The 20739-nt window shown below is 69.6% G+C and carries 20 protein-coding genes; 10 read left to right on the forward strand and 10 right to left on the reverse strand.

The features are described from left to right. Positions 1 to 4 precede the first annotated feature (4 nt). Genes C466_RS09930 through C466_RS09945 form a run of 4 tightly spaced genes read right to left on the reverse strand, consistent with a single transcriptional unit; the run spans position 5 to position 4258 of the window. Complete coding sequence (locus C466_RS09930) at positions 5 to 793, reverse strand: ABC transporter ATP-binding protein (RefSeq protein ID WP_004596317.1); 789 nt, start codon at positions 791 to 793, stop codon at positions 5 to 7. Further along, positions 786 to 1967 (reverse strand): branched-chain amino acid ABC transporter permease, encoded by a 1182-nt coding sequence (locus tag C466_RS09935; RefSeq protein ID WP_004596316.1) that lies wholly within the window; start codon positions 1965 to 1967, stop codon positions 786 to 788. The genes C466_RS09930 and C466_RS09935 overlap by 8 nt, the downstream gene beginning before the upstream one ends. After that, positions 1964 to 2923 carry a branched-chain amino acid ABC transporter permease gene (locus C466_RS09940; RefSeq protein ID WP_004596315.1) on the reverse strand — a complete coding sequence of 320 codons (960 nt, stop codon included), beginning with the start codon at positions 2921 to 2923 and terminating at the stop codon, positions 1964 to 1966. Before C466_RS09940 ends, C466_RS09935 begins: the two co-directional genes overlap by 4 nt. 9 nt (positions 2924 to 2932) lie before the next feature. Then, positions 2933 to 4258, reverse strand: coding sequence for an ABC transporter substrate-binding protein (locus C466_RS09945; RefSeq protein WP_004596314.1), 1326 nt, complete (start codon positions 4256 to 4258; stop codon positions 2933 to 2935). Positions 4259 to 4439: 181 nt separating this feature from the next. On the opposite strand from C466_RS09945, the gene C466_RS09950 reads away from it, so the two are divergent. Then, positions 4440 to 5321, forward strand: coding sequence for a proline dehydrogenase family protein (locus C466_RS09950; protein WP_004596313.1), 882 nt, complete (start codon positions 4440 to 4442; stop codon positions 5319 to 5321). Between the two features lie 566 nt (positions 5322 to 5887). Here C466_RS09950 and C466_RS09955 read toward each other — a convergent pair. Further along, positions 5888 to 6625 carry a helix-turn-helix domain-containing protein gene (locus C466_RS09955; RefSeq protein ID WP_049908353.1) on the reverse strand — a complete coding sequence of 246 codons (738 nt, stop codon included), beginning with the start codon at positions 6623 to 6625 and terminating at the stop codon, positions 5888 to 5890. Between the two features lie 89 nt (positions 6626 to 6714). Between C466_RS09955 and C466_RS09960 the strand changes: the two genes are divergently transcribed. After that, positions 6715 to 8235 carry an aldehyde dehydrogenase family protein gene (locus C466_RS09960; protein ID WP_004596311.1) on the forward strand — a complete coding sequence of 507 codons (1521 nt, stop codon included), beginning with the start codon at positions 6715 to 6717 and terminating at the stop codon, positions 8233 to 8235. A gap of 42 nt (positions 8236 to 8277) precedes the next feature. Here the strand turns inward: C466_RS09960 and C466_RS09965 are convergent, their stop codons facing one another. Then, positions 8278 to 9210 carry a transcriptional regulator TbsP domain-containing protein gene (locus C466_RS09965; RefSeq protein WP_004596310.1) on the reverse strand — a complete coding sequence of 311 codons (933 nt, stop codon included), beginning with the start codon at positions 9208 to 9210 and terminating at the stop codon, positions 8278 to 8280. A gap of 130 nt (positions 9211 to 9340) precedes the next feature. Here C466_RS09965 and C466_RS09970 point away from each other — a divergent pair, with 130 nt between their 5' ends. Further along, on the forward strand, positions 9341 to 10138 hold the full coding sequence (locus C466_RS09970; protein ID WP_004596309.1) for an aldo/keto reductase: 798 nt from the start codon (positions 9341 to 9343) through the stop codon (positions 10136 to 10138). Positions 10139 to 10162: 24 nt separating this feature from the next. Here the strand turns inward: C466_RS09970 and C466_RS09975 are convergent, their stop codons facing one another. Then, a complete protein-coding gene (locus C466_RS09975; RefSeq protein WP_004596308.1) occupies positions 10163 to 11212 on the reverse strand; it encodes a phosphotransferase family protein in 1050 nt (349 codons plus the stop codon). 143 nt (positions 11213 to 11355) lie between these two features. Between C466_RS09975 and C466_RS09980 the strand changes: the two genes are divergently transcribed. Together C466_RS09980 and C466_RS17005 are read left to right on the forward strand one after the other, a co-directional pair. Further along, entirely contained in the window at positions 11356 to 13503 is a 2148-nt protein-coding gene (locus C466_RS09980; protein ID WP_004596307.1) for a hypothetical protein, read from the forward strand. A gap of 67 nt (positions 13504 to 13570) precedes the next feature. After that, positions 13571 to 13720, forward strand: a complete 150-nt coding sequence (locus tag C466_RS17005) for a DUF7557 family protein (protein ID WP_004596306.1) — start codon at positions 13571 to 13573, stop codon at positions 13718 to 13720. 33 nt (positions 13721 to 13753) lie between these two features. On the opposite strand, the gene C466_RS09985 is transcribed toward C466_RS17005, so the two are convergent. The 3 genes from C466_RS09985 to C466_RS09995 form a co-directional block, all read right to left on the reverse strand. Continuing rightward, entirely contained in the window at positions 13754 to 14215 is a 462-nt protein-coding gene (locus tag C466_RS09985; RefSeq protein ID WP_004596305.1) for a DUF5799 family protein, read from the reverse strand. Positions 14216 to 14327: 112 nt separating this feature from the next. Then, the gene (locus C466_RS09990) at positions 14328 to 15512 is read right to left on the reverse strand and encodes a mandelate racemase/muconate lactonizing enzyme family protein (RefSeq protein ID WP_004596304.1); all 1185 of its coding nucleotides are present in this window, start codon (positions 15510 to 15512) and stop codon (positions 14328 to 14330) included. Next, positions 15509 to 16438, reverse strand: a complete 930-nt coding sequence (locus C466_RS09995; RefSeq protein WP_049908352.1) for a 1,4-dihydroxy-2-naphthoate polyprenyltransferase — start codon at positions 16436 to 16438, stop codon at positions 15509 to 15511. Before C466_RS09995 ends, C466_RS09990 begins: the two co-directional genes overlap by 4 nt. Positions 16439 to 16644: 206 nt before the next feature. Between C466_RS09995 and C466_RS10000 the strand changes: the two genes are divergently transcribed. The 5 genes from C466_RS10000 to C466_RS10020 all read left to right on the forward strand — a co-directional run bounded on the left by C466_RS10000 (position 16645) and on the right by C466_RS10020 (position 20442). After that, positions 16645 to 17187, forward strand: a complete 543-nt coding sequence (locus C466_RS10000; RefSeq protein ID WP_004596302.1) for a carboxymuconolactone decarboxylase family protein — start codon at positions 16645 to 16647, stop codon at positions 17185 to 17187. Positions 17188 to 17227: 40 nt separating this feature from the next. Continuing rightward, positions 17228 to 17506 (forward strand): DUF7111 family protein, encoded by a 279-nt coding sequence (locus C466_RS10005; RefSeq protein WP_004596301.1) that lies wholly within the window; start codon positions 17228 to 17230, stop codon positions 17504 to 17506. Between the two features lie 297 nt (positions 17507 to 17803). Then, positions 17804 to 18781 (forward strand): substrate-binding domain-containing protein, encoded by a 978-nt coding sequence (locus tag C466_RS10010; RefSeq protein WP_004596299.1) that lies wholly within the window; start codon positions 17804 to 17806, stop codon positions 18779 to 18781. 1 nt (position 18782) lies between these two features. Continuing rightward, complete coding sequence (locus C466_RS10015) at positions 18783 to 19652, forward strand: ABC transporter permease (RefSeq protein WP_004596297.1); 870 nt, start codon at positions 18783 to 18785, stop codon at positions 19650 to 19652. Next, positions 19636 to 20442 carry an ABC transporter ATP-binding protein gene (locus C466_RS10020; RefSeq protein ID WP_004596295.1) on the forward strand — a complete coding sequence of 269 codons (807 nt, stop codon included), beginning with the start codon at positions 19636 to 19638 and terminating at the stop codon, positions 20440 to 20442. The genes C466_RS10015 and C466_RS10020 overlap by 17 nt, the downstream gene beginning before the upstream one ends. The last annotated feature ends 297 nt before the right edge of the window (positions 20443 to 20739 follow it).

Raw genomic sequence — 20739 nt, forward strand, 5'->3', positions numbered from 1 at the left:
TCGCTCATGTTCCGCCTCCGAGGTACGCGTCGATGACGCGGTCGTCGTTCCGGACGCCCTCCGGCGTCCCCTCCGTCAGGACGTGTCCCTGATCCAGGACGACGATCGGGTCCGCCAGGTCCATCACGAACTCCATGTCGTGTTCGATGAGCAGGAACGTCGTCCCCTGCTCGTTGAGCCGCCGGATCTGGTCTTTGAGCTTCTTGGCCAGCGTCGGGTTCACCCCCGCCACCGGCTCGTCGAGCAGCAGCACCTCCGGCTCGGCGAGCATCGCCCGCGCGAGCTCGACGAGCTTCATCTGGCCGCCGGAGATGTCGGTGGCGGGCTGGGTCGCGAGGTGGTCGATCTCGAAGTCCTCCAGGATCCGCTCCGCCTCGGCGAGGTTCGCCGACTCGCTCTCCGCGACCGTCCCCGGCGAGGTGAAAAGCGTGAGGAACGACTCGCCGGGCTGTTTCCGCGGGCCGACCAGCATCGCCTCGCGGACCGTCATCCCCTCCAGCTTCCGGGGCGTCTGGAACGTCCGGATGAGCCCGTGTTCCGCGACTTGGTACGGCTCCATCCCGGTCACGTCGGTCCCGTTCACCTCCACGGTCCCGCCGTCCGGCTCGTAGAAGCCGGAGATGAGGTTGAAAAGCGTCGACTTCCCGGCGCCGTTCGGGCCGATGAGCCCGGTGATGGTGCCGCGCTCGACCGCGAACGTCGCGTGGTCGGTCGCCGCGAGCCCGCCGAACGACTTCTGGAGGTCGTCGACGCGGAGGACCGCGTCCTCCTTCGGAAGCGCGCCCTCACTCATCGTCACCACCTCCCTTCCGTTCGCGGACGCCGCTGTCCGGCGTCTCGGGCGTTCCGCCACCGCCGACCGCGCTCGGCCAGATCAGCTCCCGCTGCGGCGGGAGCACCCCCTGCGGCCGGTAGCGCATGACGGCGACGATGACGACGCCGATCAACAGCAGTCGCAGCGGCGCGGGGTCGATCGGGAGCGCCACGTCGTTCAGGAAGCGCGTCCCCTCGCGGATCGTGACGATGACGATCCCGCCGAACAGCGCCCCGCGGTTGGAGCCGCTGCCGCCCAAGATCACCGCGACCCACGCGTAGAACGTCGTGATCGGGTCGAGGTCGCCCGGCCCGACGTAGAGGTTCAGGTGCGCGTAGAAGACGCCCGCAAGCGCCATTATCAGGCTGCCGAGGACGAACGACTGCATCTTGAACGAGTAGGTGTTCTTGCCCAGCGCCCGCGCGAGGTCCTCGTCGGAGCGGATCGTGCGCAGCACGCGCCCCCACGGCGACCGGTGCGCGCGCCGGAGGACGAAGTACGCCGCGCCCGCGAACGCGAGCACCAACAGGACGTTCAGCGACGCCTGCCAGAACGCCGTCTCTAAGATCACCGGCGACCCGGGGATCACCTCCAGCCGGAGCCCCGGCATCGCTTCCGGGAACGTCGAGAGCACCGGCCACCCGTCGAAGAAGCCCGGGATGCCGCGCAGCCCCGCGCTCCCGTTCGTCAGCCAGCGCTCGTTTAACACGATCAGCCGCACGACCTCCGCGAGCCCGAGCGACGCGATGGCGAGGTAGTCGGCCCGGAGCCGGAGCGTCGGGATGCCGATGAGCAGCGCGAGCGCGAGCGCGACGACGAGCGCGACGGCGAGCCCGACGAGCGGACTGAAGCCGCCGGCGATCGGCGAGCCGCTCGCGGTCATCAGCGCGGTGCCGTACGCGCCGATGCCGAAGAACGCGGCGACGCTGAAGTTGATCAGTCCCGTGAACCCCCACTGGGCGTTCAGCCCGAAGGACAACAGCGCGTACATCCCCGCCAGCCCGACGAGGAACAGGAAGTACGTCGGACCGAGCGCGCCGGTGAGCATCGCGACGAAGAGGAACAGTACGAACGCGACGCTGACGCCGAGCACCCACCCCTCCGGGCGGGAGAGGTCGGCAAACGCCGCTTTCGGGTCGTCGAGGAGGCTCACGTCGCGCCCTCCCCGGCGATCCCGTTGGGCCGGACCAACAGCACGACGACCATGATCACGAACGCGATCGCGTTCGCGTACTCGATGGTGATCATGTTCTCGATCACGGTCGCGAGCCAGTTCGGACGGATCGGTAGCGCCTCGACCACGTTGGAGAAGAACGGCGTTAGCTGGTTTATCATGCCGATGAGGAACCCGCCCGCCATCGCGCCGTAGACGGAGCCGATCCCGCCGAGGATCACCGCCGCGAAGATCACCAACAGGAGGTTAAACCCCATCCGGGGCGCGAGCTGGTTGAACAGTCCGAGGAACACGCCGCCCGCGCCGGCGAGCCCGGCGCCGATGACCCACGTCCACAGCTTGACCCGCTTCGTCCGGATACCGCTGACCCGCGCGAGGTCGGGGTTGTCCGCCATCGCGCGCATCTTCCGACCGAGGTCGGTGTACTGGAGCAGAACGTGGAGCCCGACGACGAGCGCCACCGCCGACCCGAATATCGCGACGTCGTGGAGCGTTATCCGGACGCCGTACGGCACCAGCGCCTCGATCGGCCGCAGCGGCCGGACGTCGAACCGGGTGAAGTCGGAGCCGAACCGGATCTGGATCACCGCGCGGTAGATGAACGCGATCCCGATCGACGTGATCAGCAGGCCGATCGAGTCGACGTCGAGCGGCTCGTAGATGAGCTTCTCGGTGGCGACCGCCACGACCGCGGCGACGGCGATCCCGACGACCAAGGCCAGGAAGAAGCCGTACGGGAGCCCCAACACCGCGCCGCCGAGCCCGCCGACGGCGCCGAAGGTCACGAGCGCCGAGTACGCGCCGATCGTCATCGTGTCGCCGTGCGCGAAGTTCGCGAAGTCCGCGATGCTGTACACCAGCGACAGCCCGATGCTGCCGAGGACGATGATGCTGCTGAACACCAACCCGTTAGCCAGGTATCCGAGGACGGTCATCGGTCGGGATTAGCCTTCGATGAAGTCGATGCCTTCGTACGCGTGGTCCTGGACCTCCAGGACCTGAAGGAAGCCGACCGGGTCACCGTTCTCGTCGAAGTCGATGGGGCCGCTGACCCCCTGGTAGTCGACGTCGTCCGGGCCGCCGCCGTCCGCGAGGATCTGGCTCGCGGCCTCGAACGAGGTCACCGTCTCGCCCTCCGGGCCGGAGACGCGCCGGACGGTGTCTTGGAGCGCCGCGCCGGTGAACTCGTCCGCGGCCTGGATCGCCAAGGCGGCGTTGATCACGCAGTCGTACGCGTACGCCGCCCACGACGTCGGCTGCCGGCCGTACTCGGACTCGAAGGCGTCCGCGAACGACTGGTAGTTCTCCTCCTCGACGGGCGCCGAGGGGACGACGATCTTCATCCCCTCGATGCTCCCCTCGGGGGTGTTCTCGAGCACGTTGTCGCCGGAGACGGAGTCGGCGCCGTAGAACTGCGCCTCGTACCCCGAGGAGAACACCTCGTTGACCATCGTCGCGAACTCGGCCTGGTAGGTGATGAACAGCCACGCGTCGGCGCCGGAGCTGTTCATCTCCGAGATGACGCCGGAGTACGACTGCTGGTCCTGGTCGTGGGGCGTGTTGTAGACGACCTCGCCCTCGTACGCGTCGACGAACGCGTCCGTGAGGCTCTGGCCGTAGTCGTTGTTGACGTAGGTGATCGCCACCTCGTCGTAGCCGTCGTCGGTGATGAGGTTCGAGAGCGCGAGCGACTGGCTCCGCCCCGACGGCGACATCCGGAGCAGCCCCGGGAACTCGGTGAGGTTGAGCCCGGTGGAGTTCTGGCTCAGCTGAACGACGTCCGTTCCTTCGATGACGCTCTCGTAGATGGCCAGCGAGACGCCGGAGCCGACCGCGCCGATCAGGAACGGCACGCCGTCCTGATTGACGAGCTTCTGGGCGGCGGCGATCCCGCCCTGGTTCTCGCTCTCGGAGTCCTCGACGACGATATCGAGGTCCCGCCCGTTAATGCCGACCTCGTTGACCATCGAGAGGGCGAGGTTGACGCCGCGCTGGTTCCGCTCGCCGAACGCCGACAGCGACCCGGTCTGGGAGTCGACCATCCCGATCTCGTAGGTCTCGGTCGAGTCTCCCCCGTCGTCTCCGTCACCGCCGTCGCTCCCGTCGCCGCCGTCGCTCCCGTCGCCGCCGTCGTCGCCGTCACCGCCGTCGCTCCCGTCGCCGCCGTCGTCGGTCGTGCTGAGACAGCCCGACAGTCCGACGAGTCCCGCACCGCCGGTCAGTTTCAGCAGCGTCCGCCGATCCGTCGTGCCCGTGGTATCCCGTGACATATGTTTCCGATAGTCCCGAGCACATTCGGCTACCTTAACCCCGGCCCGTCCATGGTCGGTGAGCGCGGGGCAGATCGATGAATCGGCCGGTAGTGGCACTGAACGTATTTTATACAAGCATATATTTTTGGAACGATTGGTCGGGTGCCATTATATACCGCTCCGGATCCGCAGTGATCGCATGATCCCGCCCATCGCGAGCAACTTTGTCGCCGGGGAGTCGCCGGAGGCGGCGCTCGCTCACGTCGAGGGGCTCAACGACCGCGGCGTGGCCGGCATCCTGAACCTGCTCGGCGAACACTACGAGGAACGGCCCCCCGCCGACGCCGACGCCGACGCGTACGTCGACCTCGTCGAGGCGATCGCGGAGCGCGGCGTCGACGCCTGCGTCTCCGTCAAATCGAGCCAGATCGGCCTCGACATCGGGGACGACGTCTTCGAGGAGAACCTCGCGCGCATCGTCGAGGCGGCCAACGCGCCGGCGGCGACCGGATCGGCGGAGACCGGAGCGGACGGGACGGGCACCTTCGTCTGGATCGACATGGAGGACCACGAGACCACCGACGTGACGCTCGACGCGTTCGAACGGCACGCGGTCGAGACGGACGGCAACGTCGGCGTCTGCGTGCAGGCGAACTTGAAGCGGACCCGCGATGATCTCGAACGGCTCGCCGACCTCCCGGGGAAGGTCCGACTCGTCAAGGGCGCGTACGATGAGCCGGCCGAGATATCGTATAAAAAGAAGGCGCGCGTCGACGAGTCGTACCGCGACTGCCTCGCGTACATGTTCGAGGCGTTCGACGACGGCGTCGCCGTCGGGAGCCACGACCCCGCGATGATCGAGTACGCGAAGGAGCTGTACGCCGAACACGAGACCACCTACGAGGTCCAGATGCTGACCGGCGTCCGGGAGTCGGCGCAGTTCGAACTCGCCGCCGAAGACGACGTGAAAGTGTACCAGTACATTCCGTACGGGTCCAAGTGGTTCTCCTACTTCTACCGGCGGATCCGAGAGCGCAAGTCGAACGCGCTGTTCGCGCTGCGCGCAATCGTCGGGAACTGAACGACCTGGGTCAGGGACCGGTGAGCGGGCGGTGACCGGCGATCTGAGTAGTAACCCCCGATCGGGCGTCACGATTTCTTAATCAGTGTGTGGTCTTGCGGTCAGCTGTTTATAAGTGATTGACAGACCCACGACGGACACCTCCAGAGCCTCAGCCGCTCGCATATAAATAGCAGACTGGAGATCAGCAGCGACCACCTCCAAAGCCCCAGCCGCGAGGACGCCGTACGCTCGCTGCGGTCCTCGGTTGGTCGCTCGCTTCGCTCGCTCCCGCCCTGCGGTCCTTGCGTCGCCTACGGCGTCCTCGCGGCTGCCCCTTTGAGTCCCGCCCCGCCCAGGATAGCAACCGCGCCTCACCCCTCCCCAGCCTCGTCAGTCGCCTCCGCTTCGCTCCGGCGACTGACTCCCTCGCGCGTGCTGACTCGCGGCCGCCGATGGCGGCCGCTCGCAGGCACGCGCCACCGCGCGTTCATTTAATAAACAATCGCCGCTATCGCTCGCGGGTACTTAAATATCGTACCACGACCGACGCGCTATAACACTCGCTCCGCCGTCGACACCGCCGATCACGGGTCCAGCAGCTTGGACTCCGCCTTCCGAAGATGTTCGAGCAGCGTCGTCTTCGAGACGTCCATGTCGTCGGCGAGCTCGCGCGTCGACGCCTCTCGGGGCCACTCGTAGTAGCCCGCCTCGCGGGCGTGTTCGTACACCTTCCGCTGGGTCGTGGTCAGCGTGTCGAGCCGCTGCTCGCGGGGGGTCCGCCCCGCGTGGCCCGACGACGACATCGACTCCACCGTCACCTCCGCGCCGGCCGCCTCCTGAACCGCGTCGAGCGACTCCCGGATCTCCGTCCGCTCGCCGACGAAACACACCTGCCACTCCTCGCGTCCGCCCTCGATCCGGACCGGCGCGCTGTGGACGAAGCCGTGTTCCAAGAGCGTCGGACACACCATGTCGCCCGGGTCGTACTCCAGGAAGAACTCGCGGACGACGTTGCCCGGAGCGTCCCGAGCGCGCCCGAACCGCTCCTGGAGTTCGAGCAGGTTCCCCGCGCGGTCGGACTCGCGGATCGCGTCGAGCAGCGCCTCGACCTCCTCGTTCGTGTCTCCGAACGCCGTGAACAAGCCGTTCACCGTGTTCGGCGCCTCGCTCTCGGCCCTCGGCGAGTTGTATATGGCGTGTGCTAACACGCCGCCGTCGGTTCTGCCCGTCGCCTCGATCGCCCAGCAGTTCGGATGCCACAGATCGAGCGTGAGCCTGGTTCCGGCCCACTCCACCGCCCCTTTCCCGTCGGTTGTCGACATTGTTCACACGTCGTAAGCAGCGCACCACCAAGACCCTGCCGACCATGGTAGGGTGGGTTATTTGGACGTGCCGACCGGACGTCTCGAACATGGCGCAACCCTACCAGCACTACATCGACGGCGAATGGGTCGACGGCGACGGGTCCGAGACCTTCGAGAGCGAGAACCCCGCGACCGGAGAGACGCTCGGGGAGTTCCGACAGGGAACCCCCGAGGACGTCGACCGCGCGGTCGACGCCGCGGACGCGGCGTTCGAGGAGTGGCGAGAACTGTCGCGTATCCAGCGCGCGGAGTACCTCTGGGACGTGTACCACGAGCTCCGCGACCGGACCGACGAGCTCGGGGAGATCGTCACCAAGGAGTGCGGGAAAGAGATCAGCGAGGGGAAGGCGGACGTGGTCGAGGCCGCGCACATGGTCGAGTGGGCCGCGGGCGACGCCCGGCATCCGAAGGGAGACATCGTCCCCTCGGAGATCCCCTCGAAGGACGCGTACATGCGACGGAAACCGCGCGGCGTCACCGGCTGTATCACGCCGTGGAACTTCCCGGTCGCGATCCCCTACTGGCACATGGCCATCGCGCTGGTCGAGGGGAACACGGTCGTGTTCAAGCCGGCCGAGCAGACGCCGTGGTGCGCGCAGATCATCGCGGAGATGTTCGACGACGCGGGCATCCCCGACGGCGTGTTCAACATGGTACAGGGGTTCGGCGACGCGGGCAACGCGATCGTCGAGAACGACGACGTCGACACCGTCATCTTCACCGGTTCGGCCGAGGTCGGCCACCACATCCAAGAGAAGCTCGGCGGCGTCGCCGGCAAGCGCGCCGCCTGCGAGATGGGCGGCAAGAACGCGATCGTGGTCACCGAGGAGGCGGACCTCGACGTCGCGGTCCACTCCGCGGTGATGTCCTCGTTCAAGACGACCGGTCAGCGCTGCGTCTCCTCCGAGCGCCTGATCGTCCACACGGACGTGTACGACGAGTTCAAAGAGCGGTTCGTGGAGGTCGCGGAGTCGGTCGCGGTCGGCGACCCCCTCGACGAGGACACCTTCATGGGGCCGCTCATCGAGGAGGAACACCGCGAGAAGGTCACCCGGAACAACGAGGCGGCCCGCGAGGAGGGCGTGAACGTGCTCGTCGACCGGACCGAGCTCGACGACGAGGAGATCCCGGACGGCCACGAGGACGGCTACTGGGTCGGTCCGTTCGTCTACGAGGCCGACGCCCACGCCGACCTGACGTGTACTCACGAGGAGGTGTTCGGACCCCACGTCGCGCTCATGGAGTACGACGGCGACATCGAGGAGGCCGTCGAGATCCAGAACGACACCGACTACGGGCTGGCTGGCGCGATCATCTCCGAGGATTACCGACAGATCAACTACTACCGGGACCGCGCCGAGCTGGGGCTGGCGTACGGGAACCTCCCGTGCATCGGCGCCGAGGTCCAGCTCCCCTTCGGCGGCGTGAAGAAGTCCGGCAACGGCTACCCCTCCGCCCGGGAGGCGATCGAGGCCGTCACCGACCGCACCGCGTGGACCCTGAACAACTCGAAGGAGATCGAGATGGCGCAGGGGCTCTCGGCGGACATCAAGACGAAGGACGACTGATCCGTCCGGAATGACGCCCGGTGACGGGCGTCCGAATTCCTTTTACTCCGTCACGCCGCGAACCGCCGCGACCGCCTCTTCCGGCGTCTCCGCCGCCGCGAGCGCGCCGCGCGCCGCGAGCCGCTCGCGCGGGCGCCCGACCGGTTGCGGCTCGGAGGCGGTCTCGATCAGCTCGGCCTCCCGCAGGAGCCGTTTTATCCGCGTGAACGTCGAGGGGCTCCCGAGCCCCGCGTCCTCGCAGGCCCGACGGAGCGCGTGGTCAGAGACGCCCTCGCGGGCGCCGACAGCGTAAGCGCGGACGCGGGTCTCCTCGGAGTCTGGACCCGCGGCTCCGCGCGAATCGGCGTCGACCTCGGCGTCGAGCGCGCGGAGCACCGCCGCGGCGACCGACTCGTCGCACCGCGCCGCGAGCCCCTCGTACACGCGCCGCCGGCTCGGCGTTCGGAGTCGGTACGGCTCGGCCGCCGCGAACGCCGAGGCGTACCGCTCGCGGAGCGAGGCGTCGTCCCCGATCCGGTGCCACCGACTCTCCGCTCCGGTCGCCTCCTCGCTCGTCTCCCCGCCCGCCCCGTCGCGCTCGCTTCCGATCAAGGCGAATCCCGTCTCCGCCCCCGCCAGCACGGGGTTCGGCTGCGGCGTGTCGAGGACCCGGAGGTCGACCGCGTCGGCGTCGAAGAGCGCCGCGAGCCGGCTCGCAGGCCGGAACCCGGCGGTCACGGCGTCGACCGCGGGCTCGCCTGCGAACACGTTCAGCGGCGGGAGACCGGACGGGTGGCGGTCGCCCTCCCCGCCGTCCCCGCGCGCGTCACCGGCAAGCTCCGCGACGCTCGGATCGACGAGCGCCGGGGCGGCCTCGCGGTACGCCTCGAGGACCGCGCGGAGCAGTCGCGGTCCGGGGTCGACGAGGATCGGGTCGGAGAGCGCGCCCAGCGGGAGCGGATCCGGGGTCGAGGGGAGCGCGGGTCCGGTCGCCATCGACCCGTCCTACGGGCGCGACGCATTAAGGGTGCGGGGCGCGGCAGGCGCACGGGACGCGCACGGAACTGCGGGATCGTGACGTGCCGGCTCGCGCGCCTTTTTCACCCGGCGGCCGGAACGGGAACGCGTGCCACCGCTCGACCTGTCGATCGGGCTCGGAACGTCCGGGCTCGACGACCCCGAGACCTGTACCGACACCGTCGCCGCGGCGCTGGACGCCGGCTACCGCCACGTCGACACCGCGCAGATGTACGACAACGAGGCCGCGGTCGGCGAGGGAATCGCCGCGAGCGACGTCGACCGCGACGACGTGGTCGTCGCCACGAAGGTCCACCCCGAGAACCTCGCGCCCGAGGACGTGCGCGAGACGGCGCGGGGGAGCCTGGATCGGCTCGGCCTCGACCGCGTCGACCTCCTGTACGTCCACTGGCCGATCCGGGCGTACGACGCGGAGACCACGCTGCCCGCGTTCGACGAACTCCGCGACGAGGGGGTGACCGACCACGTCGGCGTCTCGAACTTCACGCCCGATCTGCTGCACGAGGCCCGCGAGATCCTCGACGCGCCGATCGCGGCCCACCAAGTCGAGTGTCACCCGCGGTTCCGACAGCCGGAACTGCGCGCCCTCGCCGACGAGTTCGACCACCGGCTCGTGGGCTACTCCCCGCTCGGCCGCGGGGAGATCCTCGACGATCCGGCGATCCTCGAAATCGCCGAGCGGAACGACCTCTCGCCGGCGGTCGTCGCGCCCGCGTGGGCGCTCGACCGCGGGATCGTGCCGATCCCGAAGGGGCGGGGCGACCACCTGCGGGAGAACCTGCGCGCGGTCGACGTCGACCTGCCCGACGAGGACCTCGATGAAATCGATGCGCTCGATCCGGGCGACCGTCAGATCGACCCCGACGGTGCGGCGTGGAACCGCTGACGGGGCGGCCGGCTGACACCGCGATCAGACCGCGTCGAGCCGCGCCCGCAGCTCGGCGTCCGCCCGATCGACCAAGGCATCGAGGGGCTCGTCGAGGTACGGTACCCACTGATCGACGAATCCCGAGCGCCCGAGCATTCTGACGACCTCGTAGACGGGGCGCCGCCGTTCGAACCCCGCGGGAAGCCCCCCGGCGCGCTCGCGGTATCCCTCGCGGAGGGCCGCGGCGAACCGCTCCGGGCCGGTCGAGTCGAACCCGTTGAGCAGCTGGTCCTCCGCGCGCACCAGATCCCGAGCCGGGTCGCCGACGTGGGACAGCTCCCAGTCGATCGCCGCGACGCCCGGGCCGTCGGTAGCGTCCGCCCCGTCCCCTTCGGCCGTCACGAAGAGGTTCGGCTTCGTGACGTCGCCGTGGAGCAGCGCCGCCGGCGCGTCGTCGAGCAGGTCCCGGTTCGCGCGCACGCAGTCGACGACGGCGTCGTAGTGGTCGGCGAGCCGCTCCGAGGTGCCGATCTCGCGCGTCCGCTCGACCGTCGCGAGCAGCACGTCCGTCCACGGTGCGAACTCGATCGCGAGTCCGGTCTGCGCGTCGGGTCCCGCGGTCGCCGCTCCTTCCGCCACGCTCCCGCGCTCCGTCCCCGCGCCGACGATCTCCCCGTGGCTCGCGAACCGGTCGGCGTGGAGCGCGGCGAGCACGCGCCCGACGCGGCGGAGCAGCCGCTCGCGCTCGTCGTCGCTCGCCGCCTCGTAAACGTCCAACAGTCCTCGACCGGGCGCCGGCGCCGTCGCGAGGTACGCCGGGTCGCCGTCCGGATCGGCCGCCAGCACCTCGGGGACCGGGAGTTGGCCGTGCTCCCCGACGTATCGGAGTACGGCGCGTGCCCGGGCGAGCCGGTTGCTCTCGTCGGCGAGCGCGACCTTGAGGAACGCTCGCTCACCGTCGGCGAAGACGACGCCGACCGTCTCGTTGGCGCCGTTCCAGGATGGGCCGACGCCGGTCAGTCGGTCGACCTCGCGGTCAGGAAACGCCGCGGCGAGCGCGCGGTCGATCGGTTCCGATCCGGGCCCGTCCATGCGTGCTCGTCCGAGTCGGCCGATGTTAAGATTGTTGTCAGGGTTGGACGAAATCGAGCAAGAACCACGGTAGCACGCTTCAGAACTCCGAAACGAGATAATTACCAACAAGGTCATACGTGTTGGGGAATCAGACTAATCCAGTGAACGACGGGGCATCCGGGGGGCGCATCGAATTCGAGGTCGACGGGACGACGCTCACCGTCCGGGACGTGATCGAGGGCGAGGAGATGGAGTTCCGTGTCGACCGCGAGCCGGATCTCTCATCGGCGCTCCCCGAACTGTTTCCGTCTCCGGTCGACGATGCGGTCAGTTTTGAGACGGAGTCGCTGGTGATACCCGACTACGCGTCGATCGTCTTCCGGGACGTTAACGGTGACCACGTCGCCAGACACAGCGATTCGATAGAACTCGAACGCGGCTCGTACTGTATCGAAGTGAACGGGGTGACGAAGACACTCATCCGCGTGACGGACGTCGAAATCGCAGCGACCGGCGACGGAGATCCCGGCCCGATCACTATCTCGTTCGACCGCCCCCGGACTGTCTCGGTCGGTGCGCGCTCGTTCCACACGCGCCCCGAGGCGACGATCACCGTCCCCGACGACCCGGTAGCTCTAACCGAGGTCGTGTCGCTGCTCGGATCGTCGATCAAGGAGTTCTCCCCGGAACGGTCGTGGCCCACCTTGCGCGGTTATCCGCCTCGGATCGAGCGCGGTGACTCTCTCGACGTTCCGAGCCCGCTGTCGGTGCCCGACACGGGCGTCGAGGTAGTCGTCCGACCGACGTACGCCGACGTGTACCGGCTCTCGACGCTGTCGTACTACCTCGGGGCTCGAATGGTGACGGGCGACGCCCCGGCGATCCGACTGGATACGGGGTACGAGGAACGGCTGCCGATAGAGGGGGAAGCGCTCGAAGAGCGGGTCACGGAACTGTTCCGAACGTGGTTCTTCCTCGACACGCTCGCGCGGACGGAGGGGTACGTCCCGTCGGACCGGTACGAGTACGACGCGGTCGGTCCCGATCTCCCCTTCTATCCGCCGAACCTCGCCGACCAATCCATGAGCGAGCGGCTGATGGAGTACCTAGAGGTCGATCCCGAGACGGTCGAACCTCATCTGCCGGCGTGGCCAACGGAGGCGGTCCTCCGGCCTGTCTCCGCGTCCGCGGAACTGCTGCCGCACCTCGCTCACGTCCTCGCGCCGGTCCGCGTCCGGGGCGACGCCGATCCCTCCGCGTCGGACGCGCCAGTGGGGATCGCGACGTCGCCTCAGGCGGCAGCGGATCTGTCCGCCTTCGGCCCTTCGAACACCTCATCGGGACCGGGAAAGACGGCCCCCTCTCGTTCGAGTCGGGTTCCGTCTCCGGACGCGGACCCGATTCCTGCGGGCGCATCCGTGATATCCCCCGACGCGTACGAGAACCGACTTCGGAGACAGATCCCAGAGCGCGGCACCCTCTCGGTCGCGTTCCTCTTCGAGGACGAGAAACGTGCCCGATCCGTTCGGGGGTCGATGGTCGAACCCGCGGAACTCGACGGGATCGGGTCGCTAGACGTGATCGGTTCGCCGTCTCGCGACGCGGTCGTCGAGACGCTGTCCGACCCCGACCTCGACATCGTCTTCTGCGGGGCTTCGGTGACCGCCGGCATCACTGAGGCCGACGGTTCGCTCCGTCTCAACGGACGGGACGAGGCACCGAAACTGAACGTGTTCGAGGGAACGAGGAACACCGCCGCCGGCGTCGATGCGGTCGAGCGTGGGGGAGCGGGGGCGATTCACCTCAGCGACAGCGTGTCCCCGGAGCGACTCCGGACCATGATCGGACTCCTCACCGGGGGCTCCCCGATCGGAGTCGCGACTCAACTGAGCCTTCGAGACGGACCCGTGACTGCCCGCTACGTCGGTGACCCGTCGACCGCGGTCGCCGTCGATCGTGGACTTCCGACTCAACTGTATTCCTGCCACTCACAGGCGGACGATACCTACCGCGTGGGCTGCCGGTCGTTCCTCTCGACCGAAGGGCTAATCGGGGGCGAGTACCGGTTCACCGGGGTTTTCATCGACCGGAAATCGTTCCTGATCGGAACGAGCGTGGAGGCCGGGACTACTGACGCTTCAGGGGTTCTCGAGATACACAGCGAGAAGTCACCCGTCCTTGAGTTCTCGGACGAACTCGTCCTCTGGAGCGACGATCTCTCCCCGGATGAGATCACTGCGATGGCCCGAAGCCGACGGTCAGACGTCAGATCAACCGAATCCGCGTGCAAAACGAGTCCGGAGGATTGAGAGGCCGTACTCTCGGGATCTCGTTTCCGCCGACATTTTTTATTCCCCGGCTGACCAACCGCCGCGTATGCCCCAGATCCACCTCGACGAGGAGACGGTCGAGCGGCTGGACGCGCTCCGGGTCGATGACGAGGAGTACGACGAGATCGTCAACGAACTCATCAGCATCTATGAGGCGGAGGAGCTGACGCTGTTTCGCGGCAGCGACATGAAGTAACGACGGGGGACAATCCGCGCCGGTGTCCTCGGCCTACTCCTGATACGCGACGCGGACCTGCTCCCACTTCCCGACCTCCTCGAGGTGCGCCTGTAGCTCGTCGGCGTACTCCTGAACCAGCCGCTCTGCGGCCTCCAGCTCCTCGTCCGAGGGACCGCCGGATCCGCCCCCGCCGCCGAGCCCGAGCGCGCCTTTGATCGAGTCGACCACGCCGCCGCCCGACCCGCCGGTGTCGCCGGAGCCGCCGGGGGCGCCGCCCATCCCAGCCATCTGCGACCGGAGGTTCTCCAGTTCGGGCATGATCGCGGGGAGGCTCGACGTGTCCGCGACGACGCGCGCCGCCTCGGCGTCGTCGGCGTTCTCGATCTCGAACTCGGTCGCCGTCATGATTAGTCCCCACTCCTGGCTGGAGAAGCGCGACGCGGCGACGCGCTCGTTGAACTGGTTGTCGACGGTCATCCGCTCGCCGACGATGGCGTCGGTCCACTCGCTCATACGCCTCCGTTCGCCGGTCGCGGTGAAAAGTCCGTCCCCCTGCGGCGAGCCGCGTCCGCGGTCGCCCGGACCGCGCCCGAGCCAAGCCCGGGCCGCGCCCGAGCCGAGCCCGTTACCACCGTCGCAGGTCCTCGAACGCGCCGCCCGCGAGCCCCGGACCGGTCGGGACCGCGATCTGCCCGTCCACGACCGGACAGGGATCGGGCGCCAGGTCCTCGTCGAGCAGCGACCCGGTCGCGAGCCCGCACGGGGAGACGTCGGGGATCGCGGCCGCGACGTGGACGGCGGCCGTCCGCGCGACGACGGCGTCGATCGTGGTGGTGACGACCGGGTCGACGCCGGCCGACCGCGCCCGCAGCGCGACCGCGAGCGCGCGGTCGGGCCCGCCGAGCGCCATCGGCTTGAGCACGACCGCGTCGGCGGCGCCCGCGTCGAGCACTGCGTCGATCCCGCGTCCGGCGACCGACTCGTCGGCCGCGATCGGGACTCCGTCGCTCGGTCGTCCGGGACGGTCACCCTCGCGAAGCGCCGCCAGCCCGTCGAGGTCGTCCGCCGGGAGCGGCTGCTCGACGTACGCGAGGTCGAAGTCGGCCAGCGCGTCGAGCGCGCGCCGCGCCGTCTCACGGTCCCACGCGCCGTTGGCGTCGGCGCGGAGCGCAACGGCGTCACCGACGGCCTCGCGGACCGCGCGGACGCGTTCGACGTCGGCGTCGACGTCGCGGGCGCCGACCTTCAGCTTGAGGCAGTCGAACCCCTCGTCGACCGCCCGCTTCGCCTCGGCAGCGGTCTCGCCCGGCGACCCGTCCCCGACGGTCGCGTTCACCGGAACTGCGTCCGCGGGCGTCGCGGTTACACCGGCCTCGTCCGCGAGCCGGTCCGCGAGCCGCGCTTCCGCGTCGCGGGCGGCGGCGTCGGCGAGCGCGAGGGAGACGCCGTGTCGCGCGGCCGGCGTCGACGCCGCGTCCGGCATCGATCCGAGAATCGCTCGGCCGTCGAGTTCGTCGAGCGCCGCCGCGCAGGCCTCGCGCGACTCCGTCCAGCCCGGGAGCGGGGTCGCCTCCCCGAGGCCGACCGCGCCGTCCTCGTCGCTCCCCGCGCCGTCTCCGTCGCTCCCCGCGCCGTCCCCGTCGCTCCCCGCGCCGTCCCCGTCGCTCCCGCGTTCGACCGCGATCAGGAACCCCTCTCGCCGGCGGATCGCTCCGCGGGCGGTGCCGAGCGGGCGGGTCAGGTCGAGTGCGAACGACCGGCGTCGCATCGCGTGAACCGGGCCCTGGCCACGGGGGTCGTCGGCGGTCACACCGCGAGGCCGACGGCGAACGCGGCGGCGTACGCCGCGAGCAGTTTGCCGGTCGATTCGAGCGCGGGGTTGAGCGCCTCGCCGGACGTCTCGGTCAGCACCGTCCGCGCGACGACCGCGGCCAGCGGGAGCGTGACGAGCGGGAGCAGCGTCGCGAGGCCCTCGCCGCGCGCGACGAACCACAGCGGGGCGAGGTAGGCGACGGCGAGCATCGCGAGGTACTCGGCGCGGGCGAAGCGGTAGCCGAACCGGACGGCGAGCGTGCGCTTGCCCGTCGCGGCGTCCTCCTCGCGGTCGCGGAGGTTGTTGACGACGAGGATGTTCGTCGACAGGCCGGCGATCGGGAGGCTCGCGACGACCGCCGCGACCGTGACCGTCCCGCCTGGCACTCCGAGCGGGAACCACCCGGAGAGGAGCGCGGCGGCCTGGACGTAGTACGTCCCCGTCACCGCGATCACGCCGAAGAAGACGAACACGAAGAGGTCGCCGAGACCGTGGTAGCCGAGCGGGTACGGCCCGCCGGTGTAGGCGATCCCGGCCGCGACGGAGGCGAGCCCGATCACGAGGATCGGGACGCCGCCGACGGCGACGAGGTAGGTCCCCACGAGGATCGCGGCCGCGAAGGTGAGCCACATCGCCCGCTTCACCTCGGCCGGCTCGATGAGGCCGCTGGCGACGACGCGCGTGAACCCCTCTCGGTCGTCGGTGTCGGCGCCCTGGATCGCGTCGTAGTAGTCGTTCGCGAAGTTCGTGCCGACCTGGATCAGCGCCGCGCCGACGAGCGCCGCGAGCGCGGGCAGCGGGGCGAACACCCCGTCCGCGAGCGCCAGCCCGACGCCGACGATCACCGGTGCGGCCGCGGCAGGGAGCGTCTGGGGACGCGCGGCCATCACCCACGCCCGCCGGCGGGTCACCTCGGTACTCATTGTCGCAAGTTGGTGCGTGGCGTCCCTTAACCTTGCCATCGCGGATCGGTGCGACACCGCGCCGCCGGCGCCACGGAACGGGCCCGACCGGCCGCGTCGATACCGGTCGCGGCCAGCGACGTACCGGCCGCGGCCAACGACGTACCGATCGCGGCGAACGATACCGAGTCGCGTACACCTATCCCCCGCGGGCGCGACCGCTCGCCATGGCCCGCGTTCCCTACGCCGAGGCGACGGACGTGCCGGACGAGTACGAGGACCTCCTGGAGTCGTCGCTCCAGGGCAAACCGCTCCACGTGTACCAGTCGATCGGCAACAACCCCGAGGTGTTGGCGGGGCTCCGGTCGTTCCTCGGGTCGCTGTGGACCGACAGCGGCCTCACGGACCGGGAGCGCGAACTCGTCATCCTGGCGGTCACCAGCGAGACCGGGAACCGCTACGAGTGGCACCAGCACGTCAACATCGCCCGCGGCGTCGGGATCGACGACGACGAGATCGCGGCGCTCGGGAGCGGGAACCGATCGCCCTTCGGCGACGAGGAGACGACCCTGATCGCGTACGCGCTGGCGGTCGTCCGCGGCGAGGTCGACGCGATCGCGCACGACGAGGTCGCGGCGCTGTACGACGACGAGACGGTCGTCGGTATCGCCGCGGCCGCACGGGGGTACGACGCGCTCGGCGGGATGATCGACGCGTTCGACCTCGAACTGGAGCCGGGGACGGAGTTCCACGGCTGGGATCCCCGATAGCGACCGACAGATTCGACAGGGATCGGCCCCTACCAAGCGTATGACCGACACGGAGACAGTGACGGCGAACGGCGTCGCGGCCCGCTACGAGGAGACGGGCGGCGAACGCTTGCTCACCTTCTCGCGAGACGGCCGCGAAGCGACAGTTGCGCAGAACGCCGAGGGGTACGCCATGCTGAAGGTCCGGTCCGGCCCCGACGGCGACGAGCTGGAGCGGTACTACGGGTTCGACATGGCGCTCGACCACGCCGCGGAGCTCCTCGGCGTCGCGGTCCCCGACCTCCCGGTGCCGGACGCCGCCGCCGACATGGGGATGTAGCCGCGGCAGCGGACCGATCGGGCGGCGCGGGCGCCGTTTCTCCCTCGCGTCGGCGCCGGCGACGCGAACAACCAGCAACATGATCCGGCACCCGGAACGCGAGCCGAACCCCTTCGCCGGTGCGTGAGGCCGGCCTCGAAACGCGCGGCGGGCCGTCAGGCGCCGTGAGGCGTCGGTCGATGCCCCTGTGAATCGTACCCGTTGGTGAAATTAAATAACCTTGGAACATCATAGCCGTAGCTGAATATTCTCCATAGCCATATCTCCTTATGAATGGCACCGGTACGGAGAGTCACGATGGAGCGAAGACAATTCCTGCGCGGTACCGGCGCGGCGATCGGCGGCTCGCTCGTCGCCGGCTGCGTCGGGGGCGGGAGCGAATCGGGGACGGTGACGGTCGACTACGCGTACTACAACCCGGTCAGTCTCGTGTTGCGCGAGAAGGGCTGGCTCGGGGAGGCGTTCGCCGACACCGGCACCGACGTCGAGTGGGTGTTGAGCCTCGGGAGCAACCAGGCGAACGAGTACGCGCAGAGCGGGGAGGCCGACGTCTCCTCGACCGCCGGTATCGCGGCGCTGATGGCCCGCACGAACGGCGTCCCGATCACGACGCCGTACGTCTACTCGGAGCCGGAGTGGACGGCGCTCGTCACCTTCGAGGAGACCGGGATCGAGTCGGTCGCGGACCTCGAGGGGAAGCGGGTCGCCGCGACCCGCGGGACCGACCCGTACTTCTTCCTGCTTCAGGCGCTGGGCGACGCCGGGCTGAGCGAGGACGACGTCGAGGTCGTCAACCTCCAGCACCCGGAGGGACAGTCCGCGCTGGTCCGCGGCGACGTCGACGCGTGGGCCGGGCTCGACCCGCACATGGCCGAGCTGGAGCTCGAGCACGAGGGGGCAGAGCTGTTCTTCCGCGAGCCGCGGTACAACACCTACGGCTTCCTGAACTTCCTCGACGGGTTCCTCGCGGACCGCACCGAGGACGCGACGCGCGTCCTCGAGGCGTACGAGCGCGGCCGCGAGTGGGCGATCGAGAACCCCGAGGAAACCGCGGGGATCCTCGCCGACGCCTCCGAGATGTCGGCGCCGGTCGCGGAGCGCGTGTTCACCCAGCGGAACGACCTCTCCGAGCCGATCCCCGGCGAGCCGCACCGCGAACTCCTCTCCGACCTCTCGCCGATCCTCGAACGCGAGGGCCTCGTGACCGACGACGCCGACCCCGCCGGCAACGTCGACGAGCTGATCGACGCCGAGTTCGCGAGCGAGGTCGTCTGAGATGGCCGCCGACACCCGCCGGGAGTCGGACGTCTCCCGCGACTCCGACTCCGGCCGCGGGTCGGCGACCGACGGGTCGACCCGCGGCGCCGAGTCTCACGGCCTCGGGCCGGTTCCCCTCCCCGCCGCGAGGCGGTTCCGCCCCCTGCTCGGGCTGCTCGTCCCCGCCGCGCTCGTCGGCGTCTGGCACCTCTCCGTCGCGACCGGCGTCTTCCCGGCGTATCAGCTGCCGACGCCGCTGCGGGTGGCCGAGACGCTGTACGGGCTGGCCGCCTCCGGCGAGCTGTGGGGTCACGTCGCGATCACGGTCCAGCGCGTCGTCCTCGGCGCCGGCCTCGGGATCGTCGTCGGCATCCTGTTCGGGACCGCGACCGGGCTCTCGCGGACGGCGAGCGACCTGCTCGACCCCCTGCTCCAGAGCCTGAAGAACATCCCGTCGCTGGCGTGGGTGCCGCTGTTCCTGCTCTGGTTCGGCATCGGCGAGACCGCGAAGGTGCTGCTCATCGCCGTCGGCGCGTTCTTCCCGGTGTACCTCAACCTCTCGACGGGGATCGCGGCGGTCGACGAGGAGCTGTTGGAGGTCGCCGAGGTGTACGACCTCGGGCGCGTCGAGTCGCTGCGCCGGGTCGTGTTCCCGGCCGCGCTCCCCGACCTGCTCGTCGGGATCCGCGGCGGCGTCGGACTGGCGTGGATGTTCGTGGTCGCCGCCGAGCTGATCGCGGCGAGCCAGGGGGTCGGGTTCCTGCTCAGCGACGGGCGGACCCTCGCGCGGCCCGACATCATCGTGGGGTCGATCCTGCTTTTCGCCTTCCTCGGCAACTGCTCGGATCTCGCGGTGAAGGAGGTGAGAGACCGTGTCGTCGGACGGTGACGCGAACGTCTCACCGGCGGCCGCTGACGCGGACGGCGCGTCCGCCGAAGCGGACCCCGTCCTCGCGGTCGACGACCTCCGGAAGCGGTACGACGACACGGTCGCGCTCGACGGCGTCGACCTCGCGGTCGCGGACGGCGAGTTCGTCGCCGTCGTCGGCCCGTCGGGCTGCGGGAAGTCGACGCTGCTGCGCGTGCTCTCGGGGCTCGAAGCGGAGTTCGGCGGGCGCGTCGCGGTCGACGGGACCGACGTCCGCGACGGCGGCAGCGACGCCGTCGGGATGGTGTTCCAGGAGCCGCGGCTGCTCGACTGGGCGGACCTGCGCGAGAACGTCGCGGTCGGGCTCCCGGCCGACGTCGACCCGGACGCTCCGGCGGCCCGCGAGCTCGTCGGCGACCTGATCGAGACGGTCGGGCTCGACGGGTTCGCCGACAGCCATCCGGACGAGCTCTCCGGCGGGATGGCACAGCGCGTCGCGCTCGCGCGAGGGCTGGCGTACGACCCCTCGGTACTGCTGCTCGACGAGCCGTTCTCGGCGCTCGATCGGCTGACTAAGGCGGACCAGCAGGACCACCTGCTCGACGTGTGGGAGGCGCGCGGGACCACGGTCGTCCTCGTCACCCACGACGTCGAGGAGGCCGTCTACCTCGCTGACCGCGTCGTCGTGCTCGGTGGGCAGCCGGGCACGGTGGAGGCGGTCGTCGACGTCGATGTCGACCGTCCTCGCGAGCGGGCGGCCCCGGACTTGGTCGCGCTCCGGCGCGAGGTGACGGCGGCGCTCGGGCGGTAGCGACGTCCGCGCTCCGACAGTGCGGATGGCTGGCACGCATCGCGCGCCGGCCGCAGTCCGAACGAAACGAACGTCGATCCGGCTTATTAATCGAGTTCCGGATCGGAATACGCGCCGGATCACTGGTGTGTGTATAACCTCTTTAAGGTGTATTGACACGGCCGCAGTCGTGCGATTTCTTGCTCAAATCGTGCGTCGGCCCGAACTGCCGGTCCGCATCGATTTTGCGATCGTCCAAACCGTTAAGTACCCGACCGTCTTGTCGTGAACCGATGACAGACATCACGGAGGCTTCGT

Origin of the sequence: Halorubrum distributum JCM 10118, assembly GCF_000337335.1 — an archaeon.
Taxonomy (GTDB): domain Archaea; phylum Halobacteriota; class Halobacteria; order Halobacteriales; family Haloferacaceae; genus Halorubrum; species Halorubrum distributum.

Coding starts and splice junctions, on each gene's coding strand:
- C466_RS09930 (WP_004596317.1), bottom strand. CDS start 793: ATGAGTGAGGGCGCGCTTCCGAAGGAGGACGCGGTCCTCCGCGTCGAC.
- C466_RS09940 (WP_004596315.1), bottom strand. CDS start 2,923: ATGACCGTCCTCGGATACCTGGCTAACGGGTTGGTGTTCAGCAGCATC.
- C466_RS09945 (WP_004596314.1), bottom strand. CDS start 4,258: ATGTCACGGGATACCACGGGCACGACGGATCGGCGGACGCTGCTGAAA.
- C466_RS09950 (WP_004596313.1), top strand. CDS start 4,440: ATGATCCCGCCCATCGCGAGCAACTTTGTCGCCGGGGAGTCGCCGGAG.
- C466_RS09955 (WP_049908353.1), bottom strand. CDS start 6,625: ATGTCGACAACCGACGGGAAAGGGGCGGTGGAGTGGGCCGGAACCAGG.
- C466_RS09960 (WP_004596311.1), top strand. CDS start 6,715: ATGGCGCAACCCTACCAGCACTACATCGACGGCGAATGGGTCGACGGC.
- C466_RS09965 (WP_004596310.1), bottom strand. CDS start 9,210: ATGGCGACCGGACCCGCGCTCCCCTCGACCCCGGATCCGCTCCCGCTG.
- C466_RS09975 (WP_004596308.1), bottom strand. CDS start 11,212: ATGGACGGGCCCGGATCGGAACCGATCGACCGCGCGCTCGCCGCGGCG.
- C466_RS17005 (WP_004596306.1), top strand. CDS start 13,571: ATGCCCCAGATCCACCTCGACGAGGAGACGGTCGAGCGGCTGGACGCG.
- C466_RS09985 (WP_004596305.1), bottom strand. CDS start 14,215: ATGAGCGAGTGGACCGACGCCATCGTCGGCGAGCGGATGACCGTCGAC.
- C466_RS09995 (WP_049908352.1), bottom strand. CDS start 16,438: ATGAGTACCGAGGTGACCCGCCGGCGGGCGTGGGTGATGGCCGCGCGT.
- C466_RS10000 (WP_004596302.1), top strand. CDS start 16,645: ATGGCCCGCGTTCCCTACGCCGAGGCGACGGACGTGCCGGACGAGTAC.
- C466_RS10005 (WP_004596301.1), top strand. CDS start 17,228: ATGACCGACACGGAGACAGTGACGGCGAACGGCGTCGCGGCCCGCTAC.
- C466_RS10010 (WP_004596299.1), top strand. CDS start 17,804: ATGGAGCGAAGACAATTCCTGCGCGGTACCGGCGCGGCGATCGGCGGC.
- C466_RS10015 (WP_004596297.1), top strand. CDS start 18,783: ATGGCCGCCGACACCCGCCGGGAGTCGGACGTCTCCCGCGACTCCGAC.